Raw genomic sequence first — 18,134 nt, 5'->3', positions numbered from 1 at the left:
CGCCCTGTATATTACTGAACTCAGGTCCAGCGCGACCTGATACGCGATTCAGGTCGTTTTATTTAGAAACCGTGTCCAGATAGAGCTGGCTTCCGGCAACGTTTTGGCTGGCACCTGTGACATTGTCACGTAATGCGACCAATAATTTGCTTTGCAACGCCACAACAAACGGGGAATTACGCTGCAATTCGCGTTGCAGGTCGGCATAACGGGCCAGACGTTTGGTGGGGTCTGATTCAGCGGCCGCAGCACGGGTCTGTTTGCTGATTTCAGGGATCACCCACTGGACGCGCTGGGCCAGTGTTTTCGGACCATCCGGCACGTTATAGGCAAAGGTACTGGCGTTGGTGTTCGGGTCCAGATAATCCGCGCCCCAGTAGGTGAAAATGGACTGGAATTTATGCGCCCGCATACGGGTCAGTACGTCACTTTCCACCAGCGGATGCACGACCAGGTTGATATCCGCTTTGGCGAAGCTGGCCTGCAGTGACTGCGCAATATCGGAGTACGGCGGCTGGTTAATCACAATCAGGTCAATTTTGGTTCCCGGTGCAATTCCTCCTTTGGCGAGGATGGCTTTGGCTTTGGCCACATCAAGGCTAAACGGCTGGTCATCGATTGCACCGGCCAGACCGTCAGGCAAGAAGGTCTGATGAATGCCGTACTGGCCTTTTAGTAAATCCTGCGAAATCCCTTTGTAATCCACCAGCCAGCGTGCCGCTTCCCAAAGCGCAGGGTTATTTAGCGCAGGCTGCGTGGTATCCCCGGTATTAAAGGCCAGATAAAACACTTTCGCAGCCGGGAACTGCGCCACGCGTACACCCTTCTCTTTTTGCAGCGACGCAAACTGGTCAGCGCCTAAATCATAGGCAATATCAGCATCACCATTAAGTACCAGCAGGCGGCGCGTGGCTGGATCAGCAACGTTTTTAAACAGCACGTTATCAATTTTGGCGGCAGGCTGAGCATGAGGATTACGTTTGAACAACAGCGCCTCGTGCGGTACATAGTTACGTACTTCAAATGCGCCGCCGCCCGCAGAGCGTGAACGTAGCCAGCCGTTGCCGAAGTCGTTATTTTCAGCGTGAGACTGCACCAGTTTGCTGTCGACAATCGCCGCAACCGGCGCAGTGAGCACGCGTAATACCAGCTCACTGCCAATGTCCGCAGGCCAGCTCAGCTGAAGTTTATCGTCACCCACTTTCTTAAACTGGGCATCGACGTTATCCGGCGTCCAGCCCAGTTCACCTAAAATAAATGACGGGCTTTTATTGAGTTTTACAGCACGGGTAAAGGAGTAAATAACGTCATCCGCCGTTACCGGATTCCCACTGGCGAACTTCGCCCCCGGTTTGATGGTGAAAATCAGGCTGTGATCGCTGTCGCCTTTACTCCATGCCGACGCAACATCCGGATCAAGGGTGTCAGGATGCTGACGATCAGGTGAAACCAACTGCTGATATAAATTGATTAAGTTGCCAGAGCTCACCGTTTCAAAGCTCTCGGCCGGATCCAGACTGATGATCCCTTCAAGAGACCCCGCCACGACCAGCGTATCTTTCGGCGTTGCCGCATGAGCACTAAACGCCGCCGTGACAGCCAGAAAAAGTAAAGAAGGAAGACGAACTTTCATTAAGGCGGAACTCCCAAAAGTGATGTGTTTTAGGAGTGTAGGGATACTGGCCCCAAGGCAAAACAATGAAATTAAGCAATATAATTCAGGAAAATAGCTAAGGGGAAAGATGGCGATCTTCGGCGCTGAATTAAAGTCAAATTCAAGATCAAGACTTTGGGTTGCCACCCAAACTGGCCTTAAGGTCAAGACCGTGGACTCGCCGCCCACACTGGCCCAAAGGAGCCGTAAACGCGGCTCCTTTGGAATCCTGCGTTTTTTTATGCTACTTCCGTAGCTGCGCAGGTCACAATGGCCGTGTTTCAGGTGCCTCAGTTATAGCCGCAAAACACCGCCGCGTTGCGGTTCCTTCGCTACGGGTTTCGAGCCATTGGTCTCGAACCACTTGCTCAGCGGTATTTTTGAATGCGGCACACTGGCATCTACATCGAAAGTTATTCTGTCGGGTTGGGTTTTATCTTTTGACCGACATAGCCCCTAAACCGTATTCAAAAATGGCACTGAGCAAGAGGCGGAAAACCGCGCGTTAGTTTGCGCGGGTTGAAGTCCCGCAGCGAAGGCAGCGCCTAAGCGCTGACATTTTGCGGTGTGAACGGAAATCACTGAAACACGTCCGTCCAAACCTGCGCAGCAACGGAGTGAAAAGAGCGTGGAGTCCAGAGGCCCGCGCGATAGCGGGTCTCTGGTCGGTGTGGGCCGACGCCCACGACCTTGAAGTTGAATTTGAATTTGAATTTAAAAACTGTCCGGGGCAGCCCCCCATCACCCGACTATATGCCCCCGCTCCATATGCACCGCCCTGTCACACATATGATCCACCACATCGGCATCATGACTTACCAGCAGCATGGTCAAATCTCCGGCGGATTTCAGATCATTGAGCAGGTTGAGAATTTCGGCCTGAACGGACATATCGAGGGCTGAAGTGGGTTCATCGAGCAGCAACAGTTTTGGTTTAAGCAACAGCGCGCGCACGATGGCTACGCGCTGGCGCTGACCGCCGGAAAGCTGGTGCGGATAACGGTTCATCAGGGCCGGATCAAGGCCCACCTGACGAAAACCTTCGGCAATTTTCTGCTCGATATCCTGCTCTTTGAGGATTTTCAGCGGCTCGGCCAGCGTGCGGCGCAGACGATGTTTCGGATGCAGTGAGGCGTATGGGTCCTGAAATACCATCTGTACGTCGCGGCGCAGGGATCCGGTAAAAGGTTTGCCCGGCGTGAGCGGTTGCCCCAGCAGCGTCAGGCTGCCGTCCCACTGGCCGTTTAGCCCGGCCAACACCCACAGCAGCGAGGACTTACCGCAGCCGGACGGCCCGACCAGCCCGAAGCACTCACCCTGATTAATGGTCAGATGAACGTCATGTACCACGGTACGCACGTCATAACCATGGCGATGCGAAACGCTGAGATGTTGCAGTTCGGCGACAGGTTGGCTCATCGCTGTGGCTCCTGCGGAGATGCATGTTTCAGGGATTCCAGTAACGCTCTGTCGAGTACCGGCAGGCGCTCGCCGTGCGTGGCTTTACTTGGGCGGCAAGACCACAGCGTTTGAGTGTAGGGATGCGTGGCGTGTGCCAGTTGGTCAGCCGGAAGCTCATCCAGCAGGTCGCCTTTATACATCACCAGTACCCGTTCGCAGAAATGCGACACCTGTTGCAGATCATGGCTGATAAGAATCAGCCCCATATTGCGCTGTTCGACTAAGCGTTCAATCAGCCCCAGCACCTGCTCGCGCATATCAAAATCCAGCGCCGACGTAGGTTCATCCGCAATCAGCCATTGCGGGTCATTAATCAGCGCAATCGCCAGCATCACGCGCTGTCCCATGCCTCCGGACAACTGATGCGGATACTGCCCGCATATCCGTTTTGGATCGGGTAAACCAACCGCATTGAGCATATCGAATACTTTCTCCTCCCGCGCTTTACGCCCTAAACGGGTATGCAGACGCAGCGGTTCTTCCACCTGCCAGCCAATCGGCCGGGCCGGGTTGAGCGCGTGTTTTGGATCCTGCATCACCATCGACACACGGTTACCACGAAGGTGATTCCACTGGCGTTCACTCAGGGTAAGAAGATTCTGCTCACCCAGCGTCAGCTGGCTGGCATGCATCGCACACGGATGCGGCAGCAGGCCCATCAGGGCGCGTGCAGTAAGGGATTTTCCCGAGCCAGATTCGCCCACCATCGCCACCCGCTCTTTGCCCACGCTAAAGGAGAGCGATTTCACCAGCTCTACCGGACGCGGGCCGGGCAGATAAACGGTCAGATCTTTAGCGACAAGCACGTCGTTATGGACGGTCTTTTGCTGATTCAATTCGAAATCATTTGCCATGTCGCGGGTCCATTTTGTCACGCAGGCCGTCGCCCAGCAGGTTGAAAGCGAGGCTGGCGAACAAAATTGCCCCGCCCGGTGCAGCAGCAACCCACCACTGGTCGAATATCACTTTGCTGCCTTCGGCGACCATCGAGCCCCATTCGGCCGTAGGCGGTTGAATGCCCATGCCGAGAAAACCCAGCCCGGCCGAAGCCAGAATAATCCCGCCGAGGCTCAGCGCGGCACGCACCACAGCACTCGGCAGACACAGCGGCAGAATATGTCCAAACATCAGGCGCAGTCCGCCGATGCCCTGCATACGCGCCGCGGCCAGATAATCACTGCGGCGCAGCGCCAGCGTCTCTGCCCTCGCCTGACGGGCAAACGGCGGCCAGCTGGTAAAGGCCAGCGCCAGCGCACCGTTCATCAGGCCGGGGCCGAGGATCGCCACCAGCGCCAGCGCGATCACCAGACTGGGCAGCGACAGCACGATATCCGTCACGCGCATGATAATGCGCTCGTACCAGCCGCCAATGTATCCGGCGCTGATGCCCACCAGCAGGCCAACGGGAATGGTCAGCACCAAAATCAGTGAGACCAGCAACAGCGTTGGCCGTGCGCCGTAAATCACGCGCGACAGCAGGTCACGGCCAAAGCCGTCCGTACCCAGCCAGTGTTCTGAAGAAGGTGGCAGCAGACGAAATTCGATATGCTGAATATTTGGGTCAAACGGCGCCAGCCACGGAGCCAGCAGCGCACAGGCAATCAGAATAATCACCAGCAACGTACCCATCGACAGCGTAGTAATACGCCAGGCAGGCCGCCATGCGGGGTTGGCATCGACCTGCGTTGGCTGGTCGGGAATAAGTTGAGTCATATAAGTTGCGTCATAAAAGTGGGCCTGTTATCGGGTGCGCGGATCGAGCAGATACGTCAGCGCATCCGCCAGCGCGTTCAGCAGCACAAAGCAGGTGCCAATCAGCAAGGTCGCGCCAAGGATTGCTGGTGTGTCCGCCGCAAACAGCGCGGTCGTCAGATAGCGTCCGACGCCGGGCCACGCAAAGACGGTTTCCGTCAGTACCGCGCCTTCGAGCAGGCTGGCGTAGGAGAGCGTCAGCACGGTGATCAGTGTCCCAAGCACATTGGGGAAAACATGACGTAATAGCACACGCCCGCGCCCTGCGCCCTTCGAACGGGCAAGGATCACATACTCTTTATTCATCTCACCGAGCATTGAAGCGCGCAGCAGACGGGTGATGCCCGCCATCGACAGCAGCGCCAGCACGGTCACCGGTAACCACAGATGACTGATGGCGTTATAGAACATGTCACGATCGCCCGACAGCCAGGTGTCGACCAGCACAAAGCCGGTTTTCGGCTCCATGCTGTAGAGATAGACATCGTCCAGCCGCCCCGGCCCGCCGGCCCAGTGCAGCACGGCGTAAAACAGCAGCAACCCGAGCAGGCTGAGCCAGAAGATGGGGACCGAATAGCCGAGAAGCGAAATCAGCCGCGCGGCGTTATCCAGCCAGCTTCCCGGTTTCCACACCGCCAGCAACGCCAGTGAGATGCCAAAGAACGCTCCGAGGATAATCGCACAAGTCGCAAGTTCTACCGTGGCAGGAAAAGTGCGCGCCAGATCGCTGGCGACCGGCTGCGCGGTGATACGCGACATCCCCATATCACCGTGTGCCAGATGCTGAATATAGCGGCCAAACTGCACCGGCACGGACTCATCCAGGCCCAGATCGCGGCGAACTTGCGCGTAAGTGGATTCACTGGCGTGATCCCCGGCAATTTGCAGCGTCGGGTCGATCGGCGCGAGATGGGAAAGCGTAAAGGTAAACGCCAGCAGACCAAGCAGCGTCAGCGCCAGCGATACCACACCGGTCAGCAAACGGCCTGACCAGCGCCAACCCTGCCGGACGAATCCGGCGGGTGTTGAACTGTCTGTCATTACTTGGTGACCTTGCTGTAGAAGACCATGTCAGGGTTGATGCCCTGCACGTAGCCCTGAATATTGTCGCGTACGGCAATCAGGCTTTTTGCCTGTAAACCAATCACGAACGGCGAGTTCTTCTGCACTTCCAGTTGAAGCTTACGGTAGTCCGCCACGCGTTTGGCCTGATCAGGTTCGGCGATCGCTGCCAGCGTCAGTTTGTTCAATGCCGGAATCGACCAGTTCGCGCGCCAGGCGAGGGTTTTACTGCCATCTTCCGGGTTAAACGCAAACGCCGAGGCGTTGGTGTTCGGGTCAAAGTAGTCAGGGCCCCATGAAGACATATAAGCATCGTACTCATGGGCTTTCACTTTCGTGGAGATTTGCTGGCTCAGACCCGGATCCAGTTTCACCGTCACGCCTCCCTGAGCAAAGCTTGCCTGCAGTGCCTGGGCGATATCCAGATACGGCGGCTGGTTAGCCGTGGAGAGAGTGAAAGTGACATTTTTCAGCCCGGCTTTTTCCAAAATGGCTTTGGCTTTGGCCGGATCATAGGTGTACGGATTCTCGTTCAGCGCGCCAAGGTAACCTTCCGGCAGGAATGCCTGATGGACCTGGAAGTTATCTTTCATCAGGTCATGGGCGATTTTGTTGTAATCGAACAGGTAACGGGCAGCTTCCCAGAAGGCCGGGTTACCCAGCGCCGGTGAGGCTTTAGCGTTGAATTGCAGGAAGTACAGCGAGGCGTAAGGGATCGCCAGAGGCTTCACGCCCTTCTTACCCGCCAGTGCAGCCATCTGGTCAGCGCCGAGGTTACGCGCTATGTCCGCGTCGCCCTGCTCAATCAGCAGACGGCGGGCTGCCGGGTCCGGCACGTTTTTGATCAGAATAGTTTTCAGCTTCGGCGCGCCTTCAGGCGACGTCGGGTTGGCGTCCAGCACCACCACTTCGTGTGGCACATAGGTGCGGATTTTATACGGACCGCTGCCCGCGGAGTGGCTGCCCAGCCAGTCGTGACCGAGATCATCACCTTTGGCGTTCTCTTTCACCTGTTTGCTGTCAACAATCGACGACACCGGCGCGGAAAGCAGGCTCAGTACGAAGTTCGGGCTGACATCCGCCGTCCAACTGATTTTTACATGGTGATCATCGACTTTAGTCAGGAAGGAATCGACGTTTTTGTCCGACCAGCCCAACTGCGTCAAGATGAAAGATGGCTCGAGGTTGAGTTTCACTACGCGGGACAGCGAGAAGATAATGTCATCAGCCGTCAGTGGGTTGCCGCTGGCAAAGGTGGCTTTCGGGTCCAGAGTGAAAGTCAGGCTACGGTTGTCAGCACCGGACTCCCATGATTTTGCCAGTGTTGGCTTCAGATCAATCGGGTTATTAGGATCAGACTGTACCAAACGCTGATAGATGCTGTTGAACGCCTGTATGGTGGTCAGTTCGAAGCCCTGAGCCGGGTCAAAGCTGGAAGTGTCATCAATAGATTGCGCAATAACCAGCGTATTTGCCGGTGTTGCGGCCTGAACAGTGAAGCTGGCCGCGATAGCAGCAAAAAGAACGGACGGGATAAAGGCTTTCATGGTGAACGACTCTCCAACATAGCGAAATTGCTAGTAATTTGAAGAGTGTATGTGAGTCTTGAACGGACATTAAAGTCGTTTAACGACTAACGTTATGCTTATTTCGCATAACGTTATGAGCGTGGTTATAAAACGGGCGTTAATACAAATGTTCAGTATCAAAGCCTGTACCGCAGGTGACTCAGCCCAGACCGGCAATGCCCTCGCCCGGCGATATTGCCAGCAACATGCGAACCTGATTCACCAGTTCGCTCATGCAGTCGTCGCGCATACCATAATTGGCCAGCTCTTTTTCCAGCGCAAACAGATACTGCGCATTGGTGCCAAGCGGACCGCTGGCTTTGGCAATAAGGGGCGCAATCACCTGATAAGAGGTGTCTGCTTCAAACAGCGGATGCGCAGGATCCATAATAAAGACCAGCGCGGTCACCCTGCGGCCATCGTCAAGATCCAGTTCACACCAAGTCGGCCGGTAGCAGCCGGTCAGCATTTCCCGTTTCCACAGTAGCTCCAGCTCTTCGCGTAGCTTCTCTTCCGGCAGGCGAAACGCCAGACCGGTCGTGCGGCCACCGTCTTTCAGGGCCAGCATTCGTCCCGGCTGAGCGTGCGTACCGCGCCCGGCGGTCAGGCGCAAACAGAATGCGCGATGAAAACCGTTGAGCGTCGCAGGTCGCGCCTCTTCTGAGTCGAACACCGGGTTCCACATCAGCGAGCCGTAACCGAAAATCCACACCGGACTGTTATCCGGACGCCGCGCAAGGGTGCAGTCCAGCGAGGCGGAGCGTTGTTCGGAGGTCAGGAGCATCGATTCATCAATGCTGCCGAATGCTGTTTTGCAATCTGCGTTACGCAGAAAATCACGGGTTAACATCATTCATACCCTCCATCGAAACCACTGCTTAAAATACTTGCCATGCTGTTGACGCTGTTATCTCCGTTAAAGACCCTACACTTCAGAATTTATTTATCACGTTAATAGTTCAAACCTTATGCGTTTCTGCGCCATCAATCAAGATTGAAGGTGATCACAAAACGAAAATTAAGTGAACATTTAATGAACATTGATGGAAAGTTGGCCCGCAAGGCAAAATAAAGCGTCTCTATTGATATCCTGCGCATGAGCAGGAAGTACGTTTCGTGCCGAATCCGGGCGCGCTGACCGGTTTTAATAAGGAATAAGCGGGTTCCTATTAAACGATTTTGTAATCACCCTGCGCAGACTCTGACACAGACCTGAGTCTGGCAGCTACGCTCAATGGGGCTATACGCATTCGTCTGATATGGCCGAATATTATGATTAAGTTAAAGAAAACTCAGGCTGTGTAAAGCCAGGTAAACTTCCGAGCAAAATCCCACACAAAATGTGGATATAACACAAATTATGCATAAATAGACCCATGATGTTATAAAATAGAATTAAGTAAATAATTATCTGTTTTTAAACGATTTTAAAATCAACAATAAAAAGTAATGACGACTTATTTCGCACAGTAAATCAAATTACGACTCACAAAACCGACCGTTAATTATTTTTTTCTATCAAGTAACGGTTTTTCTGTTAATTGAATGCTTTTTCTACTATAGTTAATGCGTTAAACCGTTAGACGATAACGTGTTTTTTGTACTGGCAGCTCTGCTCGACTGACAAGGTTAAGGCTGCCGTTTCGTGAAGCCGGTTCATCCGGGGACGCGCGTGTTTATAAGGAGAAGAATCATCATGGTGTCATCTCAGGAGCATCCGAAGCACAAATCCCGTCATCAGGAATACACATTGATTTTTCCCATCGCCGCATTATTGGTGCTGGTCTTTTTCAGTAACAGCAGCGACTTCCTCACCGTTGTTGGTATCAATTTAATCGCGTTGGTCGGTATTCTCGCCAGCGCATTTAGCGTCGTACGTCACGCTGACGTGTTAGCCCACCGTCTGGGTGAACCTTATGGTTCCCTGATCCTCAGCCTGTCGGTGGTGATTCTCGAAGTCAGCCTGATATCCGCCCTGATGGCCACCGGCGACGCTGCCCCGGCCCTGATGCGCGACACACTGTTCTCGATCATTATGATTGTGACCGCCGGTTTGGTGGGTTTCTCACTGCTGCTTGGCGGACGTAAATTCGCGACGCAGTATGTGAATCTTGGTGGGATTAAACAGTATCTGATGGCGATCTTCCCGCTGGCGATCATCGTGCTGGTGTTACCTGCCGCGCTGCCAGAGGGTAATTTTTCCACCGGTCAGGCGCTGTTTGTTGCGGCAATTTCAGCGGCGATGTACGGCGTATTTTTGCTGATCCAAACTAAAACGCACCAGAGCTTGTTCATTTATGAGCATGAAGATGAAGGCGAAGAAGACGGCCACGGTAAGCCCTCTTCCAAAAGCAATCTGACGCATACGCTGTGGCTTATCGTGCATCTGGTGCTGGTTATCGCGGTGACCAAGTTCAACGCGAATCCGCTGGAAACCTTGCTGACCGAATTGAACGCACCGGCGCAGTTCACCGGTTTCCTGGTCGCATTGCTGATCCTCTCTCCGGAAGGTCTGGGTGCGCTAAAAGCCGTCATGCAAAATCAGGTACAGCGCGCGATGAACCTGTTCTTCGGTTCGGTGCTGGCGACGATTTCATTGACCGTTCCGGCTGTCACCATCATCGCCACACTGACCGGTCAGGAACTTATCTTCAGCCTGGCACCAGCCAATATTGTGGTGATGCTGGCCGTGCTGATTCTGTGTCAGATCTCCTTCTCCACCGGGCGTACTAATGTCTTAAACGGTACGGCTCACCTGGCACTGTTCTGCGCGTATATGATGATTATCATGCTTTAACACACCGCAATAACAACAAAGGCCGCCCTGTTCAGGCGGCCTTTTACATTTCTAAGGGGAAGATTAAGAGTAAGCGTGCAGCGTGCGTTTACACAGCTCCGAGCGCACACAATCCTCTTTGCCAAATTCTATGATGCCGACCATCTCGTCTTCTTCAAAGCGGGACATCGCATCGCTGAGACCTGATACCACGCCGCGCGGTAAATCGCACTGAGTAATATCACCGTTAACAATCACCGTCACATTTTCACCCAGACGGGTCAGGAACATTTTCATTTGGCTGGCCGTGACATTCTGGGCTTCATCCAGAATAACCACCGCATTTTCGAAAGTACGCCCGCGCATATATGCAAAAGGTGCAATTTCGACTTTGCCTATTTCCGGTCGCAAACAATACTGCATAAATGATGAACCCAGACGACGGACTAAAATGTCGTATACCGGACGGAAATAAGGCGCAAATTTCTCAGATATATCACCCGGCAGGAAACCGAGATCTTCATCAGCCTGCAATACAGGACGGGTGACAATAATTCTCTCTATTTCTTTATGGATTAATGCCTCTGCAGCTTTCGCCGCGCTGATAAATGTTTTGCCACAGCCTGCTTCGCCGGTAGCAAAAATTAACTGCTTATTCTCTATGGCTAATAAGTAATGACCTTGAGCTTCAGTTCGAGCCTGGATTGTTGACGAGTCGCGAGTGTCACGCGCTGCCATTCCAATCGATTCCACACCGCCCATTTGTATTAAAGAGGTCACAGTTTCTTCCTCACGTTGGCGGTGACTGCGTGAATTGCCACGGATAACACGTTTCGCTTCACGACGAGCTTTGATCACTTCTTTTTGTCTTCCCATAGTGGCACCTTACAGTTTGATTCACTTAACGCTCAGGCGGTTGCCCGCACGGTTATGTTTCACTAACAAATGAGGTTTTGGTCTCCTTTTAGACCAAGTAAAGCCAATGAATAACGTGAAGAGGAAAATGAAATATGCAGATTGAAAAATAACCGCGCATTGATTTTCTTTAGACTCAAAGTCTGTTCACGAGGAGGCATTGCCATTAACGACAAACCGCTGACCTCAGCAGTATTTAATCCAGCAGAAATGACCAGTAAATAACCAGTTGGTTTCAATTTAATCGAGGGGTCAGTTAAAGAACGCAGGTGCTGTTGTGTGATTAAAAAAAGTCGGGATAAACAGGAAGTGGTAGAAGTCTTGCCGGCAAATATCAGAGAGTCGACGTTTTCTCCCTCGTTGGCGGTTAAGCAACAATAACGAGTGGAGTGGGTAAATAATCTATTTTTATAACCTAGCCCAAAAAAGGACTTTCCCATTCGCGATCCCCGCTGTGATATTTACGGCTTCTGACCGTACACCGAGTAAACTTTTTAGTCTTGCCGTGGGCTAAACATTTCACCCTCACTAAAAAGTACCGCCTGATAATGTCAGTATAGTGACAGCTGACACCTTTGCTACCAATATTCGTTACCAATTTCTTACTGAAATGTAAAAAAGTTTGATCAGAAGGTCAACAGGATCTTTGAAGATCTTTTTCAGATCCTGCTGACTTCGGGCATTCAGCCTGCACCAAACCGCTTATTACACAGTGAGAAAATAGCGATGGAACCGCTGACGGCAAACAGAATAGGGATTAAAAAATCATGCCCCACGCGGGTGAATTCCATGATGAGTACCACGGCCGTGATCGGCATTTTCATGGAGGAAGCCAGAAATGCCGCCGCGCCAATGATAGCAAATGCACCCAGCGACGTGCCGGGCCAGAAAATATTCCACACTCCGCCAAGAATGCAGGCCAGCAGCGCACCGTTAGACAGTCCCGGCGTCAGCAACCCACCCTGCGCCCCGGCCCGCAGCGTGCCCCAGGTGATCAATACTTTACCGGCCAGAATAATGGCCGCCAGCATAACGGTGATCTCATTATCAAAACTGATTTGCGCCGGCCCTTTTCCATTGCCCAACAGCTCTGGCAACCAGCCCGCTAACAAGCCAATAATGGCAAAGTTGATCAGGTTATACAGCATCAGTTTCGCGCCCCGTGGGGCCTGCGCTTTAGCGCGAGTGGTCAACCGGGTGAACATGAACGCCGCAACACCAAACACCGGCCCCATGATCACTGCCCACACCAGCAGTGACGGCGTGATAGCCAGCGGCAACACATGGTACTGGGATTCATTTCCCAGCCCAATCCACGCCACCAGCGCAGCAATGGCCGACGTACATACCGCAGGCAGCAGCAACTGCCAGCTGAACGCACCGAGCAGCACTTCCAGCACGAATACGGCACCGCCCAGCGGCACGTTGTAAACCGCCGCCAGACCGGCCCCGGCACCGCAGGCAATCATAATCTGTGTTTCACGCACGGTGAGGGAAAAACGCTGTGAGAGCCAGCTGGCGGACACGGCGCCTATTTCACGCGGGGCCACTTCCCGCCCGAGCGGTGACCCCAGCGCCACGGTAATGATTTGCAGCAGCGCGTGGATCGTGGTGCTTAACATCGGCATTTCAGGCTTATCAGATTTCACCGCTGCCGCAATACTCACCAGCGGTTTCCCCCAGCGGTAGAGCGCCCACCACCCCAGCCCGGCAATCAGCCCGCAAACCACCAGCACAGCAAAACGCCGCAAGTGGGAAGCGGCAGTGACGCCGGTTAAAAAACTCTCATTGCTGATGATCGCATCCGGGCTGTAACCGAAAGCCAGATGCTGGATAGCGTGTAGGATCAGCGCCAGCATCATACCGCCCAGCCCCGCCAGCACGCCCGTCATCAGCGTAACCAGCGTCAGGCGCCATGCAGGGCTGGAAACTTCTGTTTGATTCAAATCTGTCTCTCCGCAATGCAACCCGAAATATCCTTCATTGTGGTTCAGCTTATAAAACCCTGCTTAAACAAAGCGTCAGCTCAGCAGATTATTTTTCTTCTCGTTGATGAAATAACTGTTAATGCCGTCGGCCAAGGCGCGGGCCATCTTCTCCTGAAATACCGGTTCGCCCAGTAATTTCTCCTCCTGCTTATTGGTGATAAAGGACGTCTCCACCAGCACCGACGGAATACGCGGCGATTTCAGTACCGCAAATCCCGCCTGTTCCGGATGCGGGCTGTGCATGTGATGCACTTTGATAATGTTTGACGCCAGATGACGGCCGAAATCCAGACTGCGGCTGATGGTTTCCCGCTGGTCGAGGTCAAACAGCGTCTGCTTCAGATAGGCATCGTTGGTCTTGAAATCATCATCATAGAGTACGTCCACGCTGTTCTCGCTTTGTGACAAATAGCGCGCCATTGCGCTGCCCGCACCGTGTGGTGACAGCGCAAAAACCGAGGCGCCGGAGACATTGTCATTACTGAAACCGTCGGCATGGATCGAGATAAATAGATCGGCCTCGTGCTGATGCGCCAGGCTGACGCGGTGATAGAGCGGGATAAAGACGTCGTTCTGTCGGGTCAATACTGCATGAATACCGTGCTGCTGTTGCAACAGCGTTTGCAGCCGTTTAGCAATGTGCAGTACGACATGTTTCTCATAGGTGCCTTCATTGCCGATGGCACCGGGATCCTTGCCACCATGGCCGGGGTCAATCATCACGAGCAAGGGTTTGGTCGTTGCTGGCGCAGCGACGGGCATATTTTGAACGGGTGCGGCATCCGCCACCCTGATTGCCACTGAAAGATTTCCCGCCTCGGACGTTCGTTGCAGCGACGGCGCACCACTGACTTCCAGCACAATGCGGGTAATTTGCGGGGTGAAGTGGGCAATTTGGGTGTGAATGACCCACGGAAATTTCTGTTTGACTACGCTCAGCGAGTGCACCAGCGACGGCGGAAAAGCCTCCAGCGGGACGTCAATTACCACCCGATGCGGCGACGTCAGCGTAAACACCCGGCTGCGTTGGTCACTGGCAGGCAGCGAGATAGTGATCTGCTCAGAGCCGGAAGTGAGCGTGACCGGCAGAACGGCGGCTTTGGCATACACGCGCGGCGCAGTGAGCGCCATGCCCACGCCGAGGATCAGCAGTTTTCTGCGCTGGTGATTGATGGTCATAAACAAAGGTTCCACAGGCGTCGTGACGACTTAGTATCATGACATTCCTCACCTTTTTATGATTTAGCCGGAGTATTAACAGGCCATGAATTCGGTAACCAGCGGTAAGAATTGACGCCTTCCGTTTTCAAAACACAAGGCGTCTGACCGTCAGGCCTCAATCAGTGACTGCCCCAGATAGTGGCTGTCATCTTTCACACCCGGTAGCGTAAAGAAGAAACCGCCGCCGACCGGATGGATATACTCTTCCAGCGGTTCGCCATTCAGGCGTTTTTGCACGCTGAGGAAGCCTTTCTCCAGGTCATGCTGGAAGCAGACAAACAGCAGCCCCATCTCCAGCTGCCCGGAATTAGTCACACCGAGGGAATAACTGTAACCCCGGCGCAGCATCAGGTTATCGTCGGTGGCTTCGGTTCGCGGATTCGCCAGACGGATATGCGCGTCGAGCGGGATCACCTTGCCGTCGGGGTCTTTGGTGTAGTCCGGCACGTCGTGCTCTTTTTCCATGCCGAGCGGTGCACCGGTGTACTTATGACGGCCAAAGATAGTCTGTTGTTCCTGCAATGGCGTGCGGTCCCAGAATTCGACGTGCATGAGAATAATGCGCATTGCCTGATAACTGCCACCCACGGCCCAGGCTGGTTCGCCCTGCTCCGGCGTCACCCAGATGGCTTTGTCCATCAGCGGTGCATCTTTGGTGTCTGGGTTCGCGGTACCGTCTTTAAAGCCCAGCAGGTTAATAGGCGTCTCCTTGCCCTGACTGCGCGCAGCATGAGAGGAGATAAACCCGTCACGACGCCAGCGCACGCTGAGCAAGTCCGGCGTGTACTTGATGATGTCACGCAGTGCGTGCACCACAGTGTCACTATTATTGGCGCAAATTTGCAGCAGCAGATCGCCATGACACAGCTTGGCGTCCAGCTTGTCATTCGGAAAACGCGCCATGCGTTGCAGTTTCAGCGGTTTATGCGCTGCCAGACCAAAGCGCTCGTCAAACAGCGAATCCCCGGCGGAGAGCGTCATGGTCAGGTTATCAGGGTAGATTTCCGGGCCCATCACGCCGGAATCCATCGGCGAGAATCTCGGGTCCGCTTCAGGTACCGTTCCGCCAGTGGTCAGGAAGGTAAAGCGGGTGGTCAGCAGGCGAAACAGTCGCTCAAGATCGGCCTTACTGGTTGCCAGCACATCGAAGGAGATCAGCATCATCGAGGCCTGTTGCGGGGTCAAAATCCCGGCCTGATGCACACCGTGAAACGGCTGCTTACTCCAGCGCTCATCCGGTGACACCGTTCCCGGTTCATAGCCTGGCTTGGAACCGGTGGTTTTCGACGGCTGTGAATTTTCCATTCCGGCAGCGGCAGCGCCGCCAAGGGCAAATGCACCGCCCAGTAAACCGACGCCTTTCAGTAAACGGCGGCGTGAAGAAGAGACGTCCTGTGAACCGGACTTTTTGTCGTTATTGTCACTCATTGCTTATGCCTCAATACGTCATTACTGCATCGTGCTATGCAAAAGAGCGCCGAAGCGCTCTTTTATTTCAATCAACACGGGTTAATCCAGGCCCAACACACCGCGCAGTTTCGCGAGGTCTTCTGCCAATGTGGTGATCGGCCCTTTCATCGCTTTACGGTCAGCGTCAGACAGCTTTTCATAATGCTCGTAGCCTTCTTTGGTTTTGTATTTATCCAGCAATGCATCAACGGTTTTGAAGTTCGCATCGATTTTATCCAGCAGCGGTTTGTCGGCTTTCACCAGCAACGGACGCAGCAGGTTAACAATTTTCTGCGCGCCATCAAGGTTGGCACGGAAATCCCACAAATCGGTACGGCTGTAGCGGTCTTCTTCACCGCTGATTTTACTGGAGGCCACTTCTTCGATCAGGCCCGCTGCGCCACCCACGACCTTGCTTGGCGGGAAGGTCAGATCGGTGATGCGTTTTTGCAGATCCAGTACGTCGTTGTAGAGCTTGTCAGCAAACTTCTCGGTGCCTTTGGTGGTTTTATCTGCGAACAGGATTTTTTCCAGACGGTGGAAACCGGTAAAGTTTGGATCTTCCGCTTTCTTCTCGAAATCGTCTTCACGGGCATCGATGCTGCCGTCAAGGTCAGAGAACAGCTCGGCGATAGGCTCGATGCGCTCATAATAAACGCGGGTAGACGGGTAAAGTTCCTGCGCTTTCTTCAGGTCACCCTTTTTAATCGCGTCAGTAAAGGCTTTGGTGTGCGAAACCAGTTCACCCACTTGTTGTGTCACATACACCTTATATTCGGCAATCGGACCAACCAGCGCCATGGCGTCAGGTTTGGTCGCGGTGCCAGCGCCTTCAGCCGTGACGGTCAGCTTGCCTTTCGGGTTGCTAAGCAGGCCACAGGTCATGTCATATTCGCCCGGTTCAAGATTGGCGGTCATTTTCTGGGTGAAGCCCGGCGCGATGTTTTCACGCTCTTCGACGACCATCACGCCTTTGAGAATTTCCCACTCCAGCCCTTTCTGGCTGGCGTTGTGCACCACAAACTGGGTTTTACCGGCAGGCACGGTGAGCGACATCGGATCACACTGCTTGTCATTCACGGTGATTTTCACCTGAGGAACATCAGCAGCCAGCGCGTTGGCGCTCAGGGCAAACGCAGGCAGAGATAAGAGCGCAATCTGTAGCGCTTTACGGCGAAACACGGTGGTCGAATAAGACATGAATAACTCCATGAAAGAGACAGTGTATGGACAGACAAATGTTGCGTAATTAACGCTGTGTTTTTTGTCCGGAGGCCGCCGAAACCGCCACCGGTTGTTTGCCCTGCGGCATGAAGAACAGGAACAGCGCCGGGATCAGGTACAGAAAATAGACGGATACTTCGCTGACGGTAGGCGCTTCCTGATAGCCAAACATCCCTTCCAGCAACGTGCCAAACAGGGAATGCGTGGAGAGAACGCTGCTCAAATCAAAGGCGACGTCCTGCATACGGTTCCACAAACCGGCTTCGTGGAAGGCACGAATTGCACCCGCTGCCAGACCTGCGGCGACAAACAGAATAAACAGGCTGGTCCATTTGAAGAACTTCGCCAGATGTAGCTTCACACCGCCGTAGTAAATCAGGAAACCGAGCACGATAGCGGCAGACAGCCCGAGAATCGCACCGATCGGCGCTGCAATACCGACGTCCTGTTGAAAAGCGGCCAGCAGGAAGAACACGGATTCCAGCCCTTCACGCGCCACGGCGAAAAACACCATTGCCACCAGCGCCCAGCCCTGACCGCGGCCCGAATTCAGCGCGTTATCGATAGCGCCCTCAAGATGCACTTTGATGGAGCGGGACACTTTACGCATCCAGAACACCATGTAGGTCAGAATGCAGACGGCGATCACCGCCACGATGCCTTCGAACAGTTCCTGCTGTTTCTGCGGGAATTCACCGGTGGTTTCATTGATGAAGATACCGAGCGCCAGACAGAGTGCTGCGGCGACTATCACACCCATCCACACCACACCGAGCCACTGCCCGCGCTGCGTCCGCTTCAGATAGCTGGCGATCAGGCTGACAATTAATGCGGCTTCCAGCCCTTCGCGGAACATAATGAGAAAGGGGACGAACATAGATGAGACTCCCGGCACCGAAATGCAAAAACATTTAAACGCGAACTTATCGTGTAAAGATAAGTAAAATGAAAACGATAGTGATTATCATTCTTGCGAAAATAAAAACAAGTGGCTATGGGGGATTTTTTGCAACATAACGCCGCTTTCAGGCTGATAATTTATTGCTGATTATTTCTGCGAGGGG

15 protein-coding genes are annotated in these 18,134 nt (G+C 53.7%); 1 reads left to right on the top strand and 14 read right to left on the bottom strand.

Annotated features, from left to right (window positions below; translation table 11 throughout):
• Positions 1-58: 58 nt before the first annotated feature.
• The 7 genes from ACZRKO_RS05830 to ACZRKO_RS05800 all read right to left on the bottom strand — a co-directional run bounded on the left by ACZRKO_RS05830 (position 59) and on the right by ACZRKO_RS05800 (position 8,347).
• A complete protein-coding gene (locus ACZRKO_RS05830; protein ID WP_463736279.1) occupies positions 59-1,633 on the bottom strand; it encodes an ABC transporter substrate-binding protein in 1,575 nt (524 codons plus the stop codon).
• Positions 1,634-2,395: 762 nt separating this feature from the next.
• On the bottom strand, positions 2,396-3,073 hold the full coding sequence (locus tag ACZRKO_RS05825; RefSeq protein ID WP_463736278.1) for an ABC transporter ATP-binding protein: 678 nt from the start codon (positions 3,071-3,073) through the stop codon (positions 2,396-2,398).
• Positions 3,070-3,969, bottom strand: coding sequence for an ABC transporter ATP-binding protein (locus tag ACZRKO_RS05820; RefSeq protein ID WP_463736277.1), 900 nt, complete (start codon positions 3,967-3,969; stop codon positions 3,070-3,072). Before ACZRKO_RS05820 ends, ACZRKO_RS05825 begins: the two co-directional genes overlap by 4 nt.
• Positions 3,959-4,828, bottom strand: a complete 870-nt coding sequence (locus ACZRKO_RS05815) for an ABC transporter permease (protein ID WP_463736276.1) — start codon at positions 4,826-4,828, stop codon at positions 3,959-3,961. Before ACZRKO_RS05815 ends, ACZRKO_RS05820 begins: the two co-directional genes overlap by 11 nt.
• Positions 4,829-4,855: 27 nt before the next feature.
• Positions 4,856-5,908, bottom strand: a complete 1,053-nt coding sequence (locus tag ACZRKO_RS05810) for an ABC transporter permease (RefSeq protein WP_463736275.1) — start codon at positions 5,906-5,908, stop codon at positions 4,856-4,858.
• Positions 5,908-7,476 (bottom strand): ABC transporter substrate-binding protein, encoded by a 1,569-nt coding sequence (locus ACZRKO_RS05805; RefSeq protein ID WP_463736274.1) that lies wholly within the window; start codon positions 7,474-7,476, stop codon positions 5,908-5,910. The genes ACZRKO_RS05810 and ACZRKO_RS05805 overlap by 1 nt, the downstream gene beginning before the upstream one ends.
• Positions 7,477-7,657: 181 nt before the next feature.
• Entirely contained in the window at positions 7,658-8,347 is a 690-nt protein-coding gene (locus tag ACZRKO_RS05800; RefSeq protein ID WP_463737481.1) for a gamma-glutamylcyclotransferase, read from the bottom strand.
• A gap of 846 nt (positions 8,348-9,193) precedes the next feature.
• On the opposite strand from ACZRKO_RS05800, the gene chaA reads away from it, so the two are divergent.
• Positions 9,194-10,294: a sodium-potassium/proton antiporter ChaA gene (chaA, locus tag ACZRKO_RS05795; RefSeq protein ID WP_463736273.1), complete on the top strand. Its 1,101-nt coding sequence runs from the start codon at positions 9,194-9,196 to the stop codon at positions 10,292-10,294.
• Between the two features lie 63 nt (positions 10,295-10,357).
• On the opposite strand, the gene phoH is transcribed toward chaA, so the two are convergent.
• The 7 genes from phoH to efeU form a co-directional block, all read right to left on the bottom strand.
• Positions 10,358-11,149 carry a phosphate starvation-inducible protein PhoH gene (gene phoH / locus ACZRKO_RS05790; RefSeq protein ID WP_463736272.1) on the bottom strand — a complete coding sequence of 264 codons (792 nt, stop codon included), beginning with the start codon at positions 11,147-11,149 and terminating at the stop codon, positions 10,358-10,360.
• A gap of 62 nt (positions 11,150-11,211) precedes the next feature.
• Positions 11,212-11,628 (bottom strand): hypothetical protein, encoded by a 417-nt coding sequence (locus tag ACZRKO_RS05785; protein ID WP_463736271.1) that lies wholly within the window; start codon positions 11,626-11,628, stop codon positions 11,212-11,214.
• Positions 11,629-11,871: 243 nt separating this feature from the next.
• Entirely contained in the window at positions 11,872-13,080 is a 1,209-nt protein-coding gene (locus tag ACZRKO_RS05780) for a chloride channel protein (RefSeq protein WP_463737480.1), read from the bottom strand.
• A 129-nt stretch (positions 13,081-13,209) separates the two neighbouring features.
• A complete protein-coding gene (locus ACZRKO_RS05775; protein WP_463736270.1) occupies positions 13,210-14,355 on the bottom strand; it encodes an N-acetylmuramoyl-L-alanine amidase in 1,146 nt (381 codons plus the stop codon).
• A gap of 150 nt (positions 14,356-14,505) precedes the next feature.
• Positions 14,506-15,825, bottom strand: coding sequence for an iron uptake transporter deferrochelatase/peroxidase subunit (gene efeB / locus ACZRKO_RS05770; protein ID WP_463736269.1), 1,320 nt, complete (start codon positions 15,823-15,825; stop codon positions 14,506-14,508).
• 81 nt (positions 15,826-15,906) lie between these two features.
• Positions 15,907-17,046: an iron uptake system protein EfeO gene (efeO, locus tag ACZRKO_RS05765; protein ID WP_463736268.1), complete on the bottom strand. Its 1,140-nt coding sequence runs from the start codon at positions 17,044-17,046 to the stop codon at positions 15,907-15,909.
• Between the two features lie 49 nt (positions 17,047-17,095).
• A complete protein-coding gene (gene efeU, locus ACZRKO_RS05760) occupies positions 17,096-17,947 on the bottom strand; it encodes an iron uptake transporter permease EfeU (protein ID WP_463736267.1) in 852 nt (283 codons plus the stop codon).
• Positions 17,948-18,134: the final 187 nt, after the last annotated feature.

It is taken from the genome of Ewingella sp. C233 (genome assembly GCF_055407225.1).
Note: the sequence above shows the minus strand (reverse complement) of the source record. Positions and strands in the feature narration are given on the sequence as shown.

Excerpts from the sequence above, each read along its gene's own strand:
- ACZRKO_RS05830 (WP_463736279.1), bottom strand. The coding sequence starts at position 1,633 with ATGAAAGTTCGTCTTCCTTCTTTACTTTTTCTGGCTGTCACGGCGGCG.
- ACZRKO_RS05825 (WP_463736278.1), bottom strand. The coding sequence starts at position 3,073 with ATGAGCCAACCTGTCGCCGAACTGCAACATCTCAGCGTTTCGCATCGC.
- ACZRKO_RS05810 (WP_463736275.1), bottom strand. The coding sequence starts at position 5,908 with ATGACAGACAGTTCAACACCCGCCGGATTCGTCCGGCAGGGTTGGCGC.
- efeO (WP_463736268.1), bottom strand. The coding sequence starts at position 17,046 with ATGTCTTATTCGACCACCGTGTTTCGCCGTAAAGCGCTACAGATTGCG.
- phoH (WP_463736272.1), bottom strand. The coding sequence starts at position 11,149 with ATGGGAAGACAAAAAGAAGTGATCAAAGCTCGTCGTGAAGCGAAACGT.
- ACZRKO_RS05805 (WP_463736274.1), bottom strand. The coding sequence starts at position 7,476 with ATGAAAGCCTTTATCCCGTCCGTTCTTTTTGCTGCTATCGCGGCCAGC.
- ACZRKO_RS05800 (WP_463737481.1), bottom strand. The coding sequence starts at position 8,347 with ATGTTAACCCGTGATTTTCTGCGTAACGCAGATTGCAAAACAGCATTC.
- efeB (WP_463736269.1), bottom strand. The coding sequence starts at position 15,825 with ATGAGTGACAATAACGACAAAAAGTCCGGTTCACAGGACGTCTCTTCT.
- efeU (WP_463736267.1), bottom strand. The coding sequence starts at position 17,947 with ATGTTCGTCCCCTTTCTCATTATGTTCCGCGAAGGGCTGGAAGCCGCA.
- ACZRKO_RS05775 (WP_463736270.1), bottom strand. The coding sequence starts at position 14,355 with ATGACCATCAATCACCAGCGCAGAAAACTGCTGATCCTCGGCGTGGGC.
- ACZRKO_RS05780 (WP_463737480.1), bottom strand. The coding sequence starts at position 13,080 with ATGACGGGCGTGCTGGCGGGGCTGGGCGGTATGATGCTGGCGCTGATC.
- chaA (WP_463736273.1), top strand. The coding sequence starts at position 9,194 with ATGGTGTCATCTCAGGAGCATCCGAAGCACAAATCCCGTCATCAGGAA.
- ACZRKO_RS05815 (WP_463736276.1), bottom strand. The coding sequence starts at position 4,828 with ATGACTCAACTTATTCCCGACCAGCCAACGCAGGTCGATGCCAACCCC.
- ACZRKO_RS05820 (WP_463736277.1), bottom strand. The coding sequence starts at position 3,969 with ATGGCAAATGATTTCGAATTGAATCAGCAAAAGACCGTCCATAACGAC.
- ACZRKO_RS05785 (WP_463736271.1), bottom strand. The coding sequence starts at position 11,628 with ATGGGAAAGTCCTTTTTTGGGCTAGGTTATAAAAATAGATTATTTACC.